We start from the raw sequence: 18586 nt of genomic DNA, 5'->3' as shown, positions 1-18586 counted from the left end.
GCGAATAGCGTTCAGCTCCCCGCGGGTAAAGATTACTTAATAGAACGCACCGCTGTAACAATAAGGCACATATGTTTCGAGGCAATTTAAGTGCCATGGCACAGTTTTTAACTTATTGCCTGAATGACATATAACCTACCGGTATTTATATAGTTTTATAAATACCGATCGGCTATATATGGAGTTATAACGATCAAGACCGTGGATCAAAATCGCGGATCAAGATCGCGGATCAAGATCGCGGCGCGTACGCAAACACATCCGCACGCATTTGATGAGCATCCATCCCCGCTTCGACCAAGGCATCCAGCGTGCCGTAGACCATTGCCGGAGAGCCGCTGGCATAAACATGCAGCGTTTTCAGATCAGGGAAATCCTCACACACCGCCTCATGCAGCATCCCGCAGCGCCCCTGCCAGCCGCATTGATCACTGACGACTTTATGCAGGAACAGATTGGGCAGCTTCAGCCACTCATCCCAATGCTCGATGTCATAAAAATCTTCAGGACGACGCACGCCCCAATACAAATGAACGGGATGCTTGAAACCTGTGGCCCGGCAATGTTCGATCAGGCTATGGATCTGGCCCATGCCGGTGCCTGCGGCGATCAGCACCAGCGGACCTTCCGGCAGTTCTGCCAGATGGGTATCGCCGAATGGCATCTCGATCCGCACCATCGGGTTGCGCTGCAACTGATCGATCAGGTTCAACGCACTGCTTTCGCGCGCCAGCACATGGATTTCCAGATCGCGCCCGCCATGAGGCGCCGATGCCAGGGAAAACGCAGACTTCTCGCCGTTTTCACGCTCGATCATCAGGTACTGACCGGCGTGATAGCGCGGCGGCTTGCCGGCCGGCGCTCGCAGACGTACACGCCAGGTATCGCCGCCGACGTCCCTGCATTCAATAACCTGACACGACAAGCTGCGCACCGGCAATTCTCCCAGCGCGAGCACGCCATCCCACAGCACGATGCAGTCTTCCAGCGGCTCTGCTATGCAAGTGTAGAACTCGCCATGGTCACGCACATCGCCGGCCTGTTTGACCCGCCCTTCCACCAGCAGCGCGCCACACACGTGGCAATTGCCGTTACGACAGCTTTGCGGGCATTCATAGCCCAGGCGTCGCGCGCCATCGAGAATCCGCTCGCCGGGCAGAATCTCTAGCACTGCTCCGGAGGGCTGCAAAGTTACACGCATCAATCTATTCCTAACTGATTCCAGATGGCATCGATCCGTTGGGTCACGGCTTCATCCTTGACGATGACCCGGCCCCACTCGCGAGTGGTTTCGCCCGGCCATTTATGCGTGGCATCGAGCCCCATTTTCGAACCCAGGCCAGACACCGGCGAGGCGAAATCCAGGTAGTCGATCGGCGTGTTATCGATCATCACCGTGTCGCGCTTGGGGTCCATGCGCGTGGTGATGGCCCAGATCACGTCGTTCCAGTCGCGTGCATTGATATCGTCGTCACAGACGATAACGAACTTGGTGTACATGAACTGTCGCAAAAACGACCAGACACCGAGCATTACCCGCTTGGCGTGACCCGGATACGACTTCTTCATGGTCACGATGGCCATGCGGTACGAGCAGCCTTCAGGCGGCAGGTAGAAGTCGGTGATCTCCGGGAACTGCTTCTGCAGGATCGGCACGAACACTTCGTTCAGCGCCACACCGAGAATCGCCGGCTCATCCGGCGGACGACCGGTGTAGGTGCTGTGGTAGATCGGTTTGATGCGGTGGGTGATGCGCTCGACGGTGAACACCGGGAAGCTGTCGACTTCGTTGTAGTAACCGGTGTGGTCGCCGTACGGACCTTCATCGGCCATCTCGCCGGGATGGATCACGCCCTCAAGGATGATTTCGGCAGTGGCCGGCACTTGCAGGTCGTTGCCGCGGCACTTCACCAGTTCGGTGCGATTGCCGCGCAGCAAACCGGCGAAGGCGTATTCGGAGAGGCTGTCGGGCACTGGCGTCACGGCCCCCAGAATGGTCGCCGGATCAGCACCCAGCGCCACGGATACCGGGAACGGCTGGCCAGGATGCTTCTCGCACCACTCGCGATAATCCAGCGCGCCACCACGGTGACTCAGCCAGCGCATGATGACCTTGTTGCGACCGATCACTTGCTGACGGTAGATGCCCAGGTTCTGGCGGTCCTTGTTCGGACCTTTGGTGACGGTCAGGCCCCAGGTGATCAGCGGGCCGACGTCGCCGGGCCAGCAGGTCTGCACTGGCAACATGGCGAGGTCAACGTCGTCACCTTCGATGACCACTTCCTGGCAGACCGCGTCTTTGACGACTTTCGGCGCCATCGCAATGATCTTGCGGAAAATCGGCAGCTTGGACCAGGCGTCTTTCAAGCCCTTCGGTGGCTCAGGCTCCTTGAGGAACGCCAACAGCTTGCCGATTTCGCGCAGCTCGCTGACCGCCTCGGCACCCATGCCCATGGCGACCCGCTCGGGGGTGCCGAACAGGTTACCGAGTACCGGAATGTCGTAACCGGTCGGGTTTTCGAACAACAGCGCCGGGCCCTTGGCCCGCAGCGTGCGATCACAGACTTCGGTCATCTCCAGCACTGGAGAGACGGGGATCTGGATGCGTTTCAACTCTCCGCGCTGCTCAAGCTGCTGCACGAAATCCCGAAGATCCTTGAATTTCATTGACGATGGCACCCCTAAAATAGGCGTACATCCTACCTGCTCTGCCGGCCGCTGGCAGCTTATCGCTGCTTATCTGGCCGCATTCACCTTGCCGTTGCCGGCAGTTGCCTGGGCTTGTAACCGCAGAAACAGTGGCTCAAGTACCGGCGCGATGAGTCGCGCACCGACCTCCGACAGGTGATTGTCATCGGTATACAGCGAATGACCCTCGAACTCGACGCGGCAAAGACCCGTCTGATCACACAGCAGCGGCGCCGGATCCAGCACTGTCACTCCCGAATTGGCTGCTGCCATTTGCGCGAACAGTTGGCTGATGAACGCTTGGCGCTTGAAGTGCTCCGTGACCGCCAGACCCACATCGGTCGGACGATGCAACATTGCCAGTCGGCTGAGACGGTAAGGCGGGCTGAACTGTTGCAGCGGCGCTTCCTTGATCAGCCAGACTCGATGCCCGCCATTGCGCAATTGCTGCACCGTCGCTCGCAGTCCTTCGGCCAGCCGTTGCTCGGCGACGGCGCGGTCGTAGCGGCCGTCGGAATCCTTCAACGCATGCCCAATATCACCTTTCACATCGCCATAGAGATACAGACTCCAGCGCGCCACCAGCACCACATCGCCCACGGTCTGTGGCTTCAAGGCCTCCTCGACTCGACGATTGAAGCGTGCACAACGCGGGTCATGCTCAAGGCCCGTCACCGGCAAGCACCCGGGCGAACTTGCCAGGATCACACTGACGCCATGCGCCTGCGCACCGTCTTCAAATACCGGGATCAGCGCCGTGGCGTGACTGTCCCCCCAGACCAACGCCTTGGACGCATTCAGTGCCGGCGTCCCGTAATGACAAAAGAGTTTGTCATCGGGCGTTTTGTCGTCAGCCAGACACGCCATCAGCTCCGGCCGCCACTCGCGCCCTTTGGCGTACTGCAAAGCCTCGTCGGACAGACGCCACGGCAGGCCATCGGTCCAGCGCAGAGCCTGACCTGCCAAACCAAGGACCAGCACGCCGAAACCCGCAGCCACCAGAATCTGCCGGCGTCCAGCCAACAGCCGGCGCTCGCGGAAAGGCGTCTCGACGAAACGCCACGATAGGTAGCCCAATATCAGGCTGAGCAAGATCAATCCTGCGATATCAATCGGGCCTGGCTCGTCGACACTGGCGTAGCTGGCGAAGACAAAAACCGGCCAGTGCCACAGGTACCAGGAGTAGGAAATCAACCCGAGGCCGACCAGCACACGACTGGCCAGCAACCCACCGACCAGGGTTTGCCGATGCCCGTTGGCCCAAATCAGCGCAACCACACCCAAGGTTGGCAGCAACGCAGCCGCACCGGGGAATGGCGTGCTTTTGTCGTAGCACAATACCGCCAGCAGAATCAGCCCGAACCCGGCCAGACTGACCACTTGGGCCCCGGCAGTTGTCAGGCGCCAATTCCCTCTGGGCGCAACCGCCAGCATGGCACCGGCCAACAACTCCCAGGCGCGCATCGGCAGCAGGAAAAAGGCTTTTTCCGGATGATGCGCGACGGCCCAAACGCTGAGCCCGAACGACACCAGCAACACCGCGAACAGCGCCAGCCGCCAATGTTTGAGGCGACTCGACAGCACCGTCAGCAGCAGTGGGAAGACAATATAGAACTGTTCTTCAACCGCCAGCGACCAGGTATGCAGCAACGGCTTGAGCTCTGAGGCAACATCAAAATAACCGTCCTGGCGCATGAACAGGATGTTGGACACGAACATCACCTGGTAACGCACCGAGCGGCCCAGCTCCTCGTAATCCTTGGGCGCCAGCAAAAACCAGCCAACCGCCAGCACGACGATGATCATCGCAAACAGCGCCGGCAGGATCCGCCGGGCACGACGCGCCCAGAAATCGACAAAACTGAAGCGCCCGGCCTTACGCTGGTTCCAGATGATCGAGGTGATCAAGTAACCGGAAATCACAAAGAAGACGTCGACACCGACGAAACCGCCGGTAAACCCCGGGACGCCAAAATGGAACAACACCACCGCGATAACGGCAATTGCCCGCAAGCCGTCGATATCCCTTCGATAAGCAAGAGTGCTCATAAACTTTAATGCCAGTCCGTTAATAAATTGGAGGCCGTCTGGGCCTTTTCGTTTTTGTACTGACCTACCTTAGCCGCAAACCTCCTCTTTTTTTGCAAAAAAAATGGCGCCCCGAAGGACACCATTTTTAGCGGTTAAAAAACCGTCTTACTTACGCTTCATCGACAAGAAGAACTCGTCGTTGGTCTTGGTCTGTTTCAGCTTGTCGATCAGGAACTCGATGGCAGCGACTTCATCCATCGGGTGCAGCAGCTTGCGCAAGATCCACATGCGCTGCAACTCGTCGTCGGCCGTCAGCAACTCTTCGCGGCGTGTGCCGGAACGGTTGATGTTGATCGCCGGGAAGACGCGTTTTTCCGCGATCTTGCGATCCAGAGGCAGCTCCATGTTGCCGGTGCCTTTGAATTCTTCGTAGATCACTTCATCCATCTTCGAGCCGGTTTCAACCAGCGCGGTAGCGATGATGGTCAGCGAACCGCCTTCTTCGATGTTCCGCGCGGCGCCGAAGAAGCGTTTCGGCTTCTCCAGGGCGTGGGCATCGACACCACCGGTGAGCACTTTGCCGGAGCTCGGGATCACGGTGTTGTAGGCGCGGGCCAGACGGGTGATGGAGTCGAGCAGGATCACCACGTCTTTCTTGTGTTCGACCAGGCGCTTGGCCTTCTCGATCACCATTTCAGCAACCTGCACGTGGCGGGTTGGCGGTTCGTCGAACGTCGAGGCAACCACTTCACCGCGCACGGTGCGCTGCATCTCGGTTACTTCTTCCGGACGTTCGTCGATCAGCAATACGATCAGATGAACTTCAGGATTGTTACGAGCGATGTTGGCCGCGATGTTCTGCAGCATGATCGTTTTACCGGCTTTAGGCGGTGCAACGATCAGACCACGCTGGCCTTTGCCGATCGGGGCGCACAGGTCGATGACACGACCGGTCAAGTCTTCCGTGGAACCGTTGCCGGCTTCCATCTTCATGCGCACGGTCGGGAACAGCGGGGTCAGGTTCTCGAAGAGAATCTTGTTTTTCGCGTTCTCGGGACGATCGTAGTTGATCGTGTCGACCTTGAGCAACGCGAAGTACCGCTCGCCTTCCTTTGGAGGGCGGATCTTGCCAACGATGGTGTCACCGGTGCGCAAGTTGAAGCGGCGGATCTGGCTCGGCGAGACGTAGATATCGTCCGGGCCGGCGAGATAGGAAGCGTCAGCGGAGCGCAGGAAGCCGAAGCCGTCCTGGAGAATCTCCAGCACGCCATCACCGGAGATTTCCTCGCCGCTTTTAGCGTGCTTTTTGAGCAGGGAGAAAATCACGTCCTGCTTGCGCGAACGGGCCATATTTTCTATGCCCATCTGTTCGGCCAATTCGAGCAGTTCGGTAATCGGCTTTTGCTTGAGTTCAGTCAGATTCATATAGGAATGACGTAATCATTTATGGAGGGGGGGAAATTAAGCTTTTGGCTTAATGAGGCCGCGCCGCAGAGAAGGCGACAGGATCGCGTACTTATTCGAAAAGGAGTGCGTCGGCGACGGCTAGCAGGGGGCAGTGGAGAAACCAGTGCGGGGCCGAATGTACCACCTGAGTTTCGGAGCGTCTAGCCCTCAATAACGAAAAGGCCCCGCGATGTGCGGGGCCTTTTTGATGACGCTTTAATCGACGCTTAGATGTTGGCGTCGAGGAAGGCAGCCAGTTGCGACTTCGACAGTGCACCGACCTTGGTGGCTTCGACGTTGCCGTTTTTGAACAACATCAGCGTCGGGATACCACGCACGCCATGCTTGGCCGGGGTTTCCTGGTTTTCATCGATGTTCAGTTTGGCAACGGTCAGCTTGCCTTTGTAGGTTTCTGCAATTTCGTCCAGAACAGGAGCGATCATTTTGCAAGGGCCGCACCATTCAGCCCAGTAGTCGACCAGTACAGCGCCTTCGGCCTTGAGGACGTCGACGTCGAAGCTAGCGTCGGTGACGTGTTTAATAAGATCGCTGCTCATGGAAGTCTCCAGGTTGTAAGCAAAAAAACGTGGCCCATCATAGCTGCCCTTCCTTCGTTCAGGAAGGTGCAGATGATTGAGTCTCGCTATGGTGCTGCATGAGTTTGGGTATAGCTCAAGTCATGAGGTGGCGGGAGCGACGAAAGCGATTCCAGTGCGCAAAGCTGCGTTGCGTACATGTTCGTGCATGGCCTTCTGCGCCGCGCCGGACGCCCGCCGGGCCAGTGCGCGGAGGATTTTGCGGTGCTCCTGCCAGGTTTCCATGGCGCGTTCGGCCCGGATGAACGGTAGCTTCTGACTCTCCAGAAAGATGTCGGCGCTGGCCGTCAGGATGCTCAGCATCGCCTGATTACCACTGGCCAGCAGGATGCACCGGTGAAATTCGAAATCCAGTCGCGCCGCCGCCTCGAAGTCGCCAGCCTTCAATTCGTTGCGCATGGCGGCGACGTTGTCCTCCAGCGCATCGAGTTCATGGGTGCTCAGGGTCACAGCGGCCAAACCGGCGGCAAAGCCTTCCAGGGCATAGCGCAACTGGAAGATGTCCAGCGGCGACGCCTGTGCCGCGAATGGCCAACTCAGCGTCGCGTCGCCCCGCGGTAGCTCCACCGGCGATTGCACGAACACACCTTTGCCCGGCTGGATGCTGATCACGCCCAGCGCGCTCAAGGACGACAACGCTTCTCTCAACGACGCCCGGCTGACTCCCAATTGCACAGCCAGATCCCGCTGCGAGGGCAAGGCATCCCCCGGCCCGAACCCCCGCTCGGTGATCAGTTTGCGGATGGCTTGCAGCGCCACTTCAGGTACGGCGCGGGAGATAGAGTTCATGGTTTTTCAGACGAACCAGGCCAATGAGCGGTCAGTTGTAAAGCTATTCGCGACGCCCGGCAAGTCGTGCCCCATGGGGGTTCGGCGAAATCCGGCGATGCGCTATCGGGGTGCGAAACCACGCACGACTGTTCAGACCAGTAAGACCGAACGAATCCAGCAAAACCGTGGCCTGCGGCACCCAAAACCGATTCTTGGCATGGCCCATGCTCTGTCGATCCGCAGAAATCACTTCTCGCCGATTCGGAGATTTGCCATGACCCAGCGTTACAGCGCCCTCCTCGCAGCCCTGTTTGCCAGCCTGATGCTGAGCCAGGCGCCCGCCCACGCCGACGGTCTGGAGGATGTGGTCAAGCGCGGCGTCCTCAAGGTGGCCGTGCCTCAGGACTTCCCTCCCTTCGGTTCGGTCGGCCCGGACATGAAACCTCGCGGCCTCGATATCGACACCGCCAAACTGCTGGCCGACCAACTCAAGGTCAAACTCGAACTGACGCCGGTCAACAGCACCAACCGCATCCCGTTCCTGACCACCGGCAAGGTCGATCTGGTGATCTCCAGCCTCGGCAAAAACCCCGAGCGCGAGAAAGTCATCGACTTTTCCCGTGCCTACGCGCCGTTCTACCTGGCGGTGTTCGGTCCGCCAGACGCCGACATCAAAGGCCTGGACGACCTCAAGGGCAAAACCATCAGCGTCACCCGTGGCGCCATCGAAGACATCGAGCTGACAAAAGTCGCGCCCGAAGGCGTGACCATCAAGCGCTTCGAAGACAACAACTCGACGATCGCTGCTTATCTCGCAGGCCAGGTTGATCTGATCGCCAGCGGCAACGTGGTGATGGTGACCATCAGCGAACGCAACCCGAAACGCATTCCGGCACTGAAAGTGAAGCTCAAGGATTCGCCGGTCTACGTTGGCGTGAACAAGAACGAGCCGGCGCTGCTGGGCAAGGTCAATCAGATCCTCGCCACCGCCAAGACCGACGGCGCGCTGGAGAAGAACTCCCGGACCTGGCTCAAAGAGCCGCTGCCGGCCGATCTCTGATCGCCGTTGCGGAGACTGAACATGGCTTATCAGTTCGACTTTCTACCGGTGGTGCACAACACCGACCTGCTACTGCGCGGTGCGCTGTTCACCCTTGAACTGACGGCCATCGGCGCGGTGCTCGGAGTGGGTCTGGGCATCGTCGGGGCGCTGGTGCGGGCGTGGAATATCCGCCCGTTCTCAGCGATGTTCGGTGTCTACGTCGAGTTGATCCGCAACACGCCGTTTCTGGTGCAGTTGTTTTTCATCTTCTTCGGCCTGCCGTCACTGGGTGTGCAAATTTCCGAGTGGCAGGCAGCAGTGCTGGCGATGGTGATCAACCTCGGGGCTTATTCCACCGAGATCATCCGTGCCGGCATTCAGGCGATTCCTCGCGGCCAGCTCGAAGCTGCCGCCGCGTTGGCGATGACCCGCTTCGAAGCCTTCCGCCACGTGATCCTGCTGCCGGCGCTGGGCAAGGTCTGGCCGGCATTGAGCAGCCAGATCATCATCGTCATGCTCGGCTCGGCGGTCTGCTCGCAGATCGCCACCGAAGAGCTGAGCTTCGCCGCCAACTTCATTCAGTCGCGCAACTTCCGCGCCTTTGAAACCTACACCCTGACCACGCTGCTCTACCTGTGCATGGCGCTGCTGATCCGCCAGTTGCTGAACTGGATTGGCCGCCGTTTTGTCGCAAGGAGCAGCCAATGAGCGATTTCACTACCTGGGACGTCGTGCGCAACCTGCTCACGGGCCTGCAATGGACCTTGGCGCTGTCGCTGGTGGCGTTTATCGGCGGCGGGTTGATCGGCTTGCTGATCATGGTCATGCGGATTTCGAAAAAATCCCTGCCGCGCAACTTCGCCCGCTCCTACATCGAACTGTTCCAGGGCACGCCGCTGTTGATGCAGCTGTTTCTGGTGTTCTTCGGCGTGGCGTTGGCGGGGGTTGAGATTTCGCCGTGGATGGCGGCGGCGATTGCCCTGACGCTCTTCACCAGCGCCTATCTGGCGGAGATCTGGCGCGGATGCGTCGAGTCGATCCCCAACGGCCAGTGGGAAGCCTCGTCGAGTCTTGCACTGAACCCGCTGGAGCAACTGCGTTACGTGATCCTGCCGCAAGCGCTGCGGATCGCCGTGGCACCCACCGTGGGCTTCTCGGTGCAAGTGGTCAAAGGCACCGCCGTGACATCGATCATCGGCTTCACCGAACTGACCAAGACCGGCGGCATGCTCGCCAACGCGACCTTCGAACCGTTCATGGTCTACGGCCTCGTGGCCCTCGGTTACTTCCTGCTCTGCTACCCTTTGTCCCTCAGTGCGCGCTACCTGGAAAGGAGACTGCATGCCCCTGCTTAGAATTTCGGCCCTGCATAAATATTACGGCGATCACCATGTACTCAAAGGCATCGACCTGAACGTCGAGGAAGGCCAGGTCGTGGCGATCATCGGTCGCAGCGGCTCGGGCAAATCCACTTTGTTGCGCACCCTCAATGGCCTGGAATCGATCAACGACGGCGTGATCGAAGTCGACGGCGAATACCTCGACGCCGCCCGTGCCGATCTGCGCAGCTTGCGGCAGAAAGTCGGGACGGTGTTTCAGCAGTTCAACCTGTTCCCGCACCTGACCGTCGGCGAGAACGTGATGCTCGCGCCGCAGGTTGTGCAGAAAGTGCCGAAAGCCAAAGCCACCGAACTGGCAAGGGAGATGCTGGAGCGGGTTGGGCTGGGGGAGAAATTCGATGCCTTTCCGGATCGATTGTCTGGCGGGCAGCAACAGCGGGTAGCGATTGCCCGGGCGCTGGCGATGTCGCCGAAGGTCTTGCTGTGCGATGAGATTACCTCGGCGCTGGACCCGGAGCTGGTCAACGAGGTGTTGAGCGTAGTCCGGCAACTGGCCAAGGAAGGGATGACGTTGATTATGGTCACCCATGAGATGCGTTTTGCCCGGGAGGTTGGGGATAAGTTGGTGTTCATGCATCAGGGCAAGGTGCATGAGGTGGGGGATCCGAAGATTCTGTTCGCGAATCCGCAGACGGCGGAGTTGGCGAACTTCATTGGGACTGTTGAAGCGACAGCCTGAAAGAGCCTCAGTGTCTTTAATGCCCTCATCGCTAGCAGGCTAGCTCCCACAGGGGTACGCATTCCAATGTGGGAGCTAGCCTGCTAGCGATTGACCGCGCAGCGGTCACCCACTTTCCTGCGTCGGATCAAGGCTTTGAACACTGTGCGTTGGCGGCAGCGTTTGATCGTGGCACGATGTCGAGGTTATCGACCGAGACCCCCTGACCATGCCGCAATCCCAAGCCAAGAATCTGTCCCTGATCGCCGCAATCGACCTGGGCTCCAACAGCTTTCACATGGTCGTGGCCAAGGCCCAGAACGGCGAAATCCGTATTCTCGAGCGTCTCGGGGAGAAGGTTCAGCTGGCCGCCGGCATCGACGATGAGCGTCAGCTCAGTGAAGAATCCATGCAACGCGGGCTCGATTGCCTGAAGCGTTTTGCCCAACTGATCAACGGTATGCCGCTGGGCGCCGTGCGGATCGTCGGCACCAACGCCCTGCGTGAAGCCCGCAACCGTGCCGAATTCATTCGCCGCGCCGAAGAAATCCTCGGCCACCCGGTGGAAGTCATCTCCGGCCGTGAAGAAGCGCGCCTGATCTACCTCGGCGTTTCCCACACCCTCGCCGACACCCCGGGCAAGCGCCTGGTGGCTGACATTGGCGGCGGCAGTACCGAATTCATCATCGGCCAGCGCTTCGAACCGCTGCTGCGCGAAAGCCTGCAAATGGGCTGCGTCAGCTACACCCAGCGCTATTTCAAGGACGGCAAGATCACCCCGGCCCGCTACGCCCAGGCCTACACGGCGGCGCGGCTGGAGATCATGAGCATCGAACACGCCCTGCACCGCCTGACCTGGGATGAAGCCATCGGCTCCTCGGGCACTATCCGCGCCATCGGCCTGGCGCTGAAGGCCGGCGGTCATGGTACTGGCGAGGTGAATGCCGAAGGCCTGGCCTGGCTCAAGCGCAAATTGTTCAAACTCGGCGACGTCGAGAAGATCGACTTCGAAGGCATCAAACCCGATCGCCGGGCGATTTTCCCCGCGGGCCTGGCCATTCTCGAAGCGATTTTCGATGCCCTCGAACTGCAACGCATGGACCACTGTGAAGGCGCCCTGCGCGAAGGCGTGCTCTATGACCTGTTAGGCCGTCATCACCATGAAGACGTCCGTGAGCGCACGCTCAGCTCGCTGATGGAGCGTTATCACGTCGATCTGGAACAAGCGGCGCGGGTCGAACGCAAAGCGCTGCATGCCTTCGATCAAGTCGCCGAAGACTGGGATCTGGATGACGGCGTCTGGCGCGAACTGCTCGGCTGGGCGGCCAAGGTCCATGAAGTGGGCCTGGACATCGCTCACTATCACTACCACAAGCACGGCGCCTACCTGATCGAGCACTCGGACCTGGCCGGGTTCTCTCGCGAAGACCAGCTGATGCTCGCGCTGCTGGTGCGCGGTCACCGCCGCAATATTCCCCGTGACAGGTTTGCCGATTTCGGCGATGAAGGCATCAAGCTGATTCGCCTGTGCGTGCTGTTGCGCTTCGCGATCCTGTTCCATCACATCCGTGGCACTCAGGAAATGCCTCAAGTTGTGCTTCACGCCAACCGCGACAGCCTCGATGTGTTGTTCCCGGAAAACTGGCTGGATGAAAACCAGCTGACCCAGGCAGACTTCGGCCTGGAAGCGGAATGGCTGACGCGGGTTGGCTTCGCGCTTAACGTTCGCTGAAACTGAAAAAGGCCTTCTTCGGAAGGCCTTTTTTTGTGCCCGCGATTCGGCAGACGACGCAACCCCCCATGTGGGAGCGAGCAAGCTCGCTCCCACAGGTTTTGCGCGTTATCGGACCGCCAGAATCGGGCTACCCAAACGCTCCAGCAGCGTTGCCTGGGCACTGCGCGGGTTCTGATTGCCGGTCGGTGTGTTACGGATGTAACGGCCGTCCGCCTGCAGGCTCCAGCTGTGAGTGTTATCGGTGAGATAAAGCTCCAGCTCTTTCTTGACCCGCATGATCAGCTTTTTGCCCTCGACCGGGAAACAAGTCTCGACGCGCTTGTCGAGGTTGCGCTCCATCCAGTCGGCGCTGGACAGGAACATCTGCTCTTCGCCGCCATTGAGGAAGTAGAAGACCCGGGTGTGCTCCAGGAAACGCCCGATGATCGAGCGCACGTGGATGTTGTGCGAAACCCCGGCGATGCCCGGACGCAGGCAGCACATGCCGCGCACCACCAGATCGATACGCACCCCGGACTGACTGGCCTTGTACAACGCGCGGATGATCTTCGGGTCGGTCAGCGAGTTGAACTTGGCGATGATGTGCGCCGGTTTGCCGTCGAGGGCAAACTGAGTCTCGCGGGCAATCATGTCGAGCATGCCCTTCTTCAACGTGAACGGCGCGTGCAGCAGCTTCTTCATGCGCAGGGTTTTACCCATGCCGATCAACTGGCTGAACAGTTTGCCGACGTCTTCGCACAAGGCGTCATCCGAGGTCAGCAAGCTGTAGTCGGTGTACAGACGGGCGTTGGCCGCGTGGTAGTTGCCGGTGCCCAAGTGGGCGTAACGGACAATCTCGCCAGCCTCGCGACGCAGAATCAGCATCATCTTGGCGTGGGTCTTGAAGCCGACCACGCCGTAAATCACCACCGCACCGGCCGCTTGCAGACGGCTGGCCAGTTGCAGGTTGGACTCTTCGTCGAACCGCGCACGCAACTCGATCACCGCAGTGACCTCCTTGCCGTTACGCGCCGCATCGACCAGTGCGTCGACAATTTCCGAGTTGGCACCGGAGCGGTACAGGGTCTGACGGACCGCCAATACGTGCGGGTCCTTGGCCGCCTGGCGCAGCAGGTCGACCACGGGGGTGAAGGACTCGAACGGGTGCAGCAACAGGATGTCCTGCTTGCTGATCACGCTGAAGATGTTCTCGCTGTTTTGCAGCAGTTTCGGGATCTGCGGGGTGAACGGCGTGTATTGCAGCGCTCGCTGACTGTCCAGCCCGGTGATGCTGAACAGGCGGGTCAGGTTGACCGGACCGTTGACCTGATACAGCTCGGTCTCGTGCAGGTTGAACTGCTTGAGCAAGTAGTCGGACAGGTGTTTCGGGCACGTGTCGGCGACTTCCAGACGCACCGCGTCACCGTAACGACGGGAGAACAACTCGCCGCGCAGGGCGCGGGCCAGGTCTTCTACATCTTCGGTATCGACTGCCAGGTCGGCGTTTCGGGTCAGACGGAACTGGTAGCAGCCCTTGACCTTCATACCCTGGAACAGGTCATCGGCGTGCGCATGGATCATCGACGACAGGAACACGTAGTTGTCGCCAGAGCCGCCCACTTCTTCCGGCAACTTGATGACCCGCGGCAGCAGACGTGGCGCCGGAATGATCGCCAGACCGGAATCGCGGCCGAAAGCGTCGATACCTTCGAGCTCGACGATGAAGTTCAGGCTCTTGTTCACCAGCAACGGGAACGGGTGCGTCGGGTCCAGGCCAATCGGGGTAATGATCGGCGCGATTTCGTCGCGGAAATAACGGCGCACCCAGGTTTTGATCTTGGTGGTCCAGTGACGCCGACGGATGAAGCGGACCTGATGTTTTTCCAGTTCCGGCAACAGAATGTCGTTGAGGATCGCGTACTGACGGTCGACGTGACCGTGTACCAGTTCGCTGATGCGGGCCAGGGCCTGGTGCGGTTGCAGGCCATCGGCGCCCGCCTGTTCACGGGCGAAGGTGATCTGTTTCTTGAGGCCGGCCACACGAATCTCGAAGAACTCGTCCAGGTTGCTGGAGAAAATCAGCAGAAACTTCAGCCGCTCCAGCAACGGGTAGGACTCATCCAGCGCCTGTTCCAGCACGCGGATGTTGAACTGCAGTTGCGAGAGCTCACGATGGATGTACAGGCTGCTGTCATCCAGGCCGGGAATAGCAATCGTCGGGGCCGCATGCGCGGGCTCGGCCACCACCGCGGGTGGAGCAGGCTCCAGTTCCGGCGGGGTTTCGGCGATTTGCTCCACCACGGGTTGAGCGTCTTTTACGGCAACTTCAGTGAGTCCTTCGGTATTCATCGAATGTTCCTGGGAGGGCTATTTTTGCTCTCGTAACAATTGAGCAGCACGGACGGCAAAGTAAGTCAGGATGCCATCAGCGCCTGCACGTTTAAAAGCGGTCAGGGATTCGAGGATAACCCCTTCGCTCAACCAGCCATTCTGGATCGCCGCCATGTGCATGGCATATTCACCGCTGACCTGATAAACAAAGGTCGGCACTTTAAATTCTTCTTTGACCCGGTAGAGGATGTCCAGATACGGCATGCCTGGCTTGACCATGACCATGTCCGCGCCTTCTGACAAGTCCGCCGCCACTTCGTGCAGGGCTTCGTTGCTGTTGGCCGGGTCCATCTGATAGGAGGCCTTGTTGGCCTTGCCCAGGTTCAGCGCCGAACCGACCGCATCGCGAAACGGGCCGTAGTAGGCGCTGGCGTACTTCGCCGAGTAGGCCATGATCCGCACGTTGACGTGATCGGCCAGTTCCAGCGCTTCGCGGATCGCCTGGATGCGACCGTCCATCATGTCCGACGGGGCCACCACCTGAGCACCGGCTTCGGCGTGGGACAGGGCTTGCTTGACCAGCGCGTCGACGGTGATGTCGTTCTGCACGTAGCCTTCTTCGTCGAGAATGCCGTCCTGACCGTGGGTGGTGAACGGGTCCAGGGCAACGTCGGTGATCACACCCAACTCCGGGAACCGATCGCGCAAGGCGCGGGTGGCGCGCTGGGCGATCCCGTTCGGGTTCCAGGCTTCGGCGGCGTCCAGCGACTTGAGCTCCGGTGGCGTCACCGGGAACAGTGCCAAGGCCGGAATCCCCAGCTCGACCCACTTGGCCGCTTCTTCAAGCAACAAATCGATGGTCAGGCGTTCGACACCCGGCATCGAGGCCACCGCTTCGCGACGGTTTTCACCGTCCAGCACGAACACTGGCAGGATCAGATCGTCGACGGTCAAAACGTTTTCACGGACCAGTCGACGCGAAAAATCATCACGGCGATTGCGACGCAGACGGGTTGCTGGAAACAAACGGTTGGCGGGGGTAAAGCTCACGGCAGACTCCTGAGCCCGCGTTGGCGGGCGAGCGTGACAGTTATAAGCGGCCATTATGACGGTCGTATTACAGTTATGTGCACCCCTGCGACAGGTAGCCGCATTCCATTGTCCTTGTAGGAAATGTTCACGTCGAGACACATTTGGACACTTTCATGAATGTGCACGAAGGGTTAGGCTGCGCGTTCATTTCGCCAGCACCCAGACAATGCTCCAACAATTTCTTCAGGAATTCGGCTACTTCGCCCTCTTTCTCGGCACGTTCTTCGAAGGCGAAACCATTCTGGTGCTCGCGGGTTTCCTCGCGTTCCGCGGATACATGGACCTCAAAGTGGTCATGATCGTGGCGTTCCTCGGCAGTTATGCCGGTGATCAGCTGTGGTATTTCCTGGGGCGCAAGCACGGCCGCAAGTTGCTGGCGCGAAAACCGCGCTGGCAATTGATGGGTGACCGGGCGCTGGAACACATCCGCAGGCATCCGGACATCTGGGTGCTGAGCTTCCGCTTTGTCTACGGCCTGCGCACGGTAATGCCGGTGGCGATCGGCCTGTCGGGTTACCCGCCGGGACGTTATCTGCTGCTCAACGGGATTGGTGCCGCGATCTGGGCCACCGCACTGGCTGCTGCCGCGTATCACTTCGGTGCAGTGCTCGAAGGCATGCTCGGCAGTGTCAAGAAGTACGAGCTGTGGGTGCTCGGTGCGTTGCTGATATTGGGCTTTTGCCTGTGGCTGCGCCGGCGCTTCAAGAATGCTCGTCTGGCGAAGAAGATCTACGCCGATGAGCAGGCTGAACTGGCCAAGGCCGCCGAGACTAAGACGCCAGCCGAGTAAAACGGTTTCTGCAACAGTAGAGACCGATACCGCTGAGCAGGCTGTAACTGAGCAAGCCGACCCAGCCCACTGCGCTGGCCGGCCACAGCCCGACCACAGGCGCCAGCCACACCAACGGCAGGTTCGACACCAGTCGCAGCAGTTCCAGCTTCAGCGCCCACGGGCGATTTTCCAGGGCCACGCCCAATACGAACAGACCCAGCGCCACGGCACTCCAGCCCAACACCAACGCGGCCGTCGGCAAACTCTGCTCCAGGTTCATCAAGTAGCTACCCAGCGCGATATAGACGCAGAACTGCAACACCACATACCACTGCTGACGCCCGTCCAGCGGCACCTCGTATTTGCGGAACTGGCTCAGGTCCGGTTTGCTCATCGGGTATTTGGCCGCGACATCCGCCGGCCGCCAACCGGTGCGCATGAACCAGATCCGCAGCTTGTCCCAAGTGCTTTCAGCACGCCGCGCATCCGCCCACAACTGCGCGTAAAACTGCACGTTAGCCCACACTGGATTCCAGCTCGCCAGCGGCGTGGTCACGCCGAAAATGACCGGCTCGTTGTCGTCCTCCTCCTGGAACGAGCCAAATAGACGGTCCCAAATAATGAACACCCCGCCGTAGTTGCGATCCATGTAGAGAGCGTTCTGTGCATGGTGAGCCCGATGATTCGACGGCGTGACGAAAAACCACTCGAACCAGCCGAGCTTGGGAATGTGCTTGGTATGCACCCAGAATTGATACAAAAGGTTCAGTGCCGCGACGCTGACGAACACCAGCAACGGCACGCCAAGTACCGCCATGGGCAGGTAGAAAATCCAGCTCAGCAGGAAACCGGTGCTGGTCTGGCGCAGAGCGGTGGAGAGGTTGTAGTCCTCGCTCTGGTGATGCACCGAGTGCGCGGCCCAGAGGATGTTGCGCTCGTGGCCCAGGCGATGCAGCCAGTAGTAGCAGAAGTCGTAGAGGACGAAGGCGAACACCCAGACCCAGGCACTCTCGGCCGAGAGTTCGAACAGCGCCAGGTGCTTGAGGGCAAACGCATAGGCCACCAACCCTACACCTTTGGTCAGCAGGCCGGTGGTGGTCGACAGAACGCCGGTGCTGATGCTGTTGATCGCATCGGCCACACGATAGTTGGTCACCCCGCGCCAACGGTCGGCCAGCAGTTCGACGGCAATCAGCACAAAGAAAAACGGCACCGCATACAGAATGAAGTCCATGACACGCCCTGATCGGAATCTTGAGGACAGATCCTAGGTGTAGCCGCGAATTAACCCTATGGCAACGAGTGACAAATTAGTGGACATTTAACGCCATGAATCTGGAGAAAAGCCCATGAGCAAAAAAATTGCAGTGATCCTTTCCGGCTGTGGCGTATACGACGGCGCCGAGATCCACGAAAGCGTGATTACCCTGCTGCGTCTGGACCAACGTGGCGCTCAGGTGCAGTGCTTTGCCCCCAACATTTCGCAATTACATGTGATCAATCACCTGACCGGCGACGAAATGCCCGAGTCGCGCAACGTGCTGGTGGAATCGGCGCGAATCGCCCGGGGCAACATCAAGGATATTCGTGAGGCCAATGTCGAAGACTTCGACGCGCTGATCGTGCCCGGCGGTTTCGGCGCAGCCAAGAATTTGTCGAACTTCGCCATCGAAGGTGCCGGCTGCACGGTTCAACCGGATGTCCTGGCCCTGACCGAAGCGTTCGCCGAAGCGGGCAAGCCCGTGGGGCTGATCTGCATCTCGCCTGCCCTGGCCGCGAAAATTTATGGGCCGGGCGTGACCTGCACCATCGGCAATGACGCCGACACCGCTGCCGTCATGAACAAGATGGGCGCCACTCACACAGATTGCGTAGTGAGCGACATCGTCGAAGACAAGGCGCGCAAACTGGTGAGCACCCCGGCGTATATGCTGGCGCAGAGCATCAGCGAAGCGGCATCGGGCATCAACAAACTAGTCGACCGCGTGCTGGAACTGACCCACGAAAACGACGAGTAACACGGTTTAAATGGGGGAGCGAGCCTG

Annotated in this window: 16 protein-coding genes; 7 read left to right on the top strand and 9 right to left on the bottom strand. The window is 59.5% G+C overall.

What is annotated here, in order from left to right:
• Positions 1-232: 232 nt before the first annotated feature.
• The 6 genes from FQ185_RS03440 to FQ185_RS03415 form a co-directional block, all read right to left on the bottom strand.
• Entirely contained in the window at positions 233-1201 is a 969-nt protein-coding gene (locus FQ185_RS03440) for a CDP-6-deoxy-delta-3,4-glucoseen reductase (protein WP_149416256.1), read from the bottom strand.
• Entirely contained in the window at positions 1201-2667 is a 1467-nt protein-coding gene (ubiD, locus tag FQ185_RS03435; RefSeq protein ID WP_149416255.1) for a 4-hydroxy-3-polyprenylbenzoate decarboxylase, read from the bottom strand. Before ubiD ends, FQ185_RS03440 begins: the two co-directional genes overlap by 1 nt.
• A 69-nt stretch (positions 2668-2736) precedes the next feature.
• Complete coding sequence (locus tag FQ185_RS03430) at positions 2737-4737, bottom strand: acyltransferase family protein (RefSeq protein WP_149416254.1); 2001 nt, start codon at positions 4735-4737, stop codon at positions 2737-2739.
• Positions 4738-4884: 147 nt separating this feature from the next.
• Positions 4885-6144, bottom strand: coding sequence for a transcription termination factor Rho (gene rho / locus FQ185_RS03425; protein WP_133100838.1), 1260 nt, complete (start codon positions 6142-6144; stop codon positions 4885-4887).
• 248 nt (positions 6145-6392) lie between these two features.
• Complete coding sequence (gene trxA / locus FQ185_RS03420; RefSeq protein WP_008150340.1) at positions 6393-6722, bottom strand: thioredoxin TrxA; 330 nt, start codon at positions 6720-6722, stop codon at positions 6393-6395.
• Positions 6723-6842: 120 nt separating this feature from the next.
• A complete protein-coding gene (locus FQ185_RS03415) occupies positions 6843-7550 on the bottom strand; it encodes a FadR/GntR family transcriptional regulator (RefSeq protein WP_149416253.1) in 708 nt (235 codons plus the stop codon).
• 256 nt (positions 7551-7806) lie between these two features.
• On the opposite strand from FQ185_RS03415, the gene FQ185_RS03405 reads away from it, so the two are divergent.
• From FQ185_RS03405 to ppx, 5 genes are all read left to right on the top strand, one after another.
• Positions 7807-8592 (top strand): transporter substrate-binding domain-containing protein, encoded by a 786-nt coding sequence (locus FQ185_RS03405; RefSeq protein ID WP_149416251.1) that lies wholly within the window; start codon positions 7807-7809, stop codon positions 8590-8592.
• Positions 8593-8613: 21 nt separating this feature from the next.
• Positions 8614-9282, top strand: a complete 669-nt coding sequence (locus FQ185_RS03400; RefSeq protein ID WP_149416250.1) for an amino acid ABC transporter permease — start codon at positions 8614-8616, stop codon at positions 9280-9282.
• Positions 9279-9929, top strand: a complete 651-nt coding sequence (locus tag FQ185_RS03395; protein ID WP_149416249.1) for an amino acid ABC transporter permease — start codon at positions 9279-9281, stop codon at positions 9927-9929. Before FQ185_RS03400 ends, FQ185_RS03395 begins: the two co-directional genes overlap by 4 nt.
• On the top strand, positions 9916-10653 hold the full coding sequence (locus FQ185_RS03390; protein WP_149416248.1) for an amino acid ABC transporter ATP-binding protein: 738 nt from the start codon (positions 9916-9918) through the stop codon (positions 10651-10653). Before FQ185_RS03395 ends, FQ185_RS03390 begins: the two co-directional genes overlap by 14 nt.
• A gap of 208 nt (positions 10654-10861) precedes the next feature.
• On the top strand, positions 10862-12364 hold the full coding sequence (gene ppx, locus FQ185_RS03385; protein ID WP_149416247.1) for an exopolyphosphatase: 1503 nt from the start codon (positions 10862-10864) through the stop codon (positions 12362-12364).
• 108 nt (positions 12365-12472) lie between these two features.
• Here the strand turns inward: ppx and ppk1 are convergent, their stop codons facing one another.
• Positions 12473-14695 carry a polyphosphate kinase 1 gene (gene ppk1 / locus FQ185_RS03380; protein ID WP_149416246.1) on the bottom strand — a complete coding sequence of 741 codons (2223 nt, stop codon included), beginning with the start codon at positions 14693-14695 and terminating at the stop codon, positions 12473-12475.
• Between the two features lie 18 nt (positions 14696-14713).
• Positions 14714-15727, bottom strand: coding sequence for a porphobilinogen synthase (gene hemB / locus FQ185_RS03375; RefSeq protein ID WP_007899362.1), 1014 nt, complete (start codon positions 15725-15727; stop codon positions 14714-14716).
• Between the two features lie 208 nt (positions 15728-15935).
• On the opposite strand from hemB, the gene FQ185_RS03370 reads away from it, so the two are divergent.
• Positions 15936-16559 (top strand): DedA family protein, encoded by a 624-nt coding sequence (locus FQ185_RS03370; RefSeq protein ID WP_149416245.1) that lies wholly within the window; start codon positions 15936-15938, stop codon positions 16557-16559.
• On the opposite strand, the gene FQ185_RS03365 is transcribed toward FQ185_RS03370, so the two are convergent.
• Positions 16540-17775, bottom strand: a complete 1236-nt coding sequence (locus FQ185_RS03365; protein ID WP_149416244.1) for a sterol desaturase family protein — start codon at positions 17773-17775, stop codon at positions 16540-16542. The genes FQ185_RS03370 and FQ185_RS03365 overlap by 20 nt on opposite strands.
• Before the next feature lie 115 nt (positions 17776-17890).
• On the opposite strand from FQ185_RS03365, the gene elbB reads away from it, so the two are divergent.
• Positions 17891-18559, top strand: a complete 669-nt coding sequence (elbB, locus tag FQ185_RS03360; protein WP_149416243.1) for an isoprenoid biosynthesis glyoxalase ElbB — start codon at positions 17891-17893, stop codon at positions 18557-18559.
• Positions 18560-18586: the final 27 nt, after the last annotated feature.

The organism is Pseudomonas sp. ANT_H12B, assembly GCF_008369325.1.
Classification (GTDB): Bacteria; Pseudomonadota; Gammaproteobacteria; order Pseudomonadales; family Pseudomonadaceae; genus Aquipseudomonas.
This window is presented reverse-complemented; position numbering and strand designations above follow the sequence as displayed.

Coding starts and splice junctions, on each gene's coding strand:
- rho (WP_133100838.1), bottom strand. CDS start 6,144: ATGAATCTGACTGAACTCAAGCAAAAGCCGATTACCGAACTGCTCGAA.
- FQ185_RS03405 (WP_149416251.1), top strand. CDS start 7,807: ATGACCCAGCGTTACAGCGCCCTCCTCGCAGCCCTGTTTGCCAGCCTG.
- FQ185_RS03390 (WP_149416248.1), top strand. CDS start 9,916: ATGCCCCTGCTTAGAATTTCGGCCCTGCATAAATATTACGGCGATCAC.
- trxA (WP_008150340.1), bottom strand. CDS start 6,722: ATGAGCAGCGATCTTATTAAACACGTCACCGACGCTAGCTTCGACGTC.
- ubiD (WP_149416255.1), bottom strand. CDS start 2,667: ATGAAATTCAAGGATCTTCGGGATTTCGTGCAGCAGCTTGAGCAGCGC.
- FQ185_RS03370 (WP_149416245.1), top strand. CDS start 15,936: ATGCTCCAACAATTTCTTCAGGAATTCGGCTACTTCGCCCTCTTTCTC.
- elbB (WP_149416243.1), top strand. CDS start 17,891: ATGAGCAAAAAAATTGCAGTGATCCTTTCCGGCTGTGGCGTATACGAC.
- FQ185_RS03395 (WP_149416249.1), top strand. CDS start 9,279: ATGAGCGATTTCACTACCTGGGACGTCGTGCGCAACCTGCTCACGGGC.
- FQ185_RS03430 (WP_149416254.1), bottom strand. CDS start 4,737: ATGAGCACTCTTGCTTATCGAAGGGATATCGACGGCTTGCGGGCAATT.
- ppx (WP_149416247.1), top strand. CDS start 10,862: ATGCCGCAATCCCAAGCCAAGAATCTGTCCCTGATCGCCGCAATCGAC.
- FQ185_RS03415 (WP_149416253.1), bottom strand. CDS start 7,550: ATGAACTCTATCTCCCGCGCCGTACCTGAAGTGGCGCTGCAAGCCATC.
- FQ185_RS03365 (WP_149416244.1), bottom strand. CDS start 17,775: ATGGACTTCATTCTGTATGCGGTGCCGTTTTTCTTTGTGCTGATTGCC.
- FQ185_RS03400 (WP_149416250.1), top strand. CDS start 8,614: ATGGCTTATCAGTTCGACTTTCTACCGGTGGTGCACAACACCGACCTG.
- FQ185_RS03440 (WP_149416256.1), bottom strand. CDS start 1,201: ATGCGTGTAACTTTGCAGCCCTCCGGAGCAGTGCTAGAGATTCTGCCC.
- ppk1 (WP_149416246.1), bottom strand. CDS start 14,695: ATGAATACCGAAGGACTCACTGAAGTTGCCGTAAAAGACGCTCAACCC.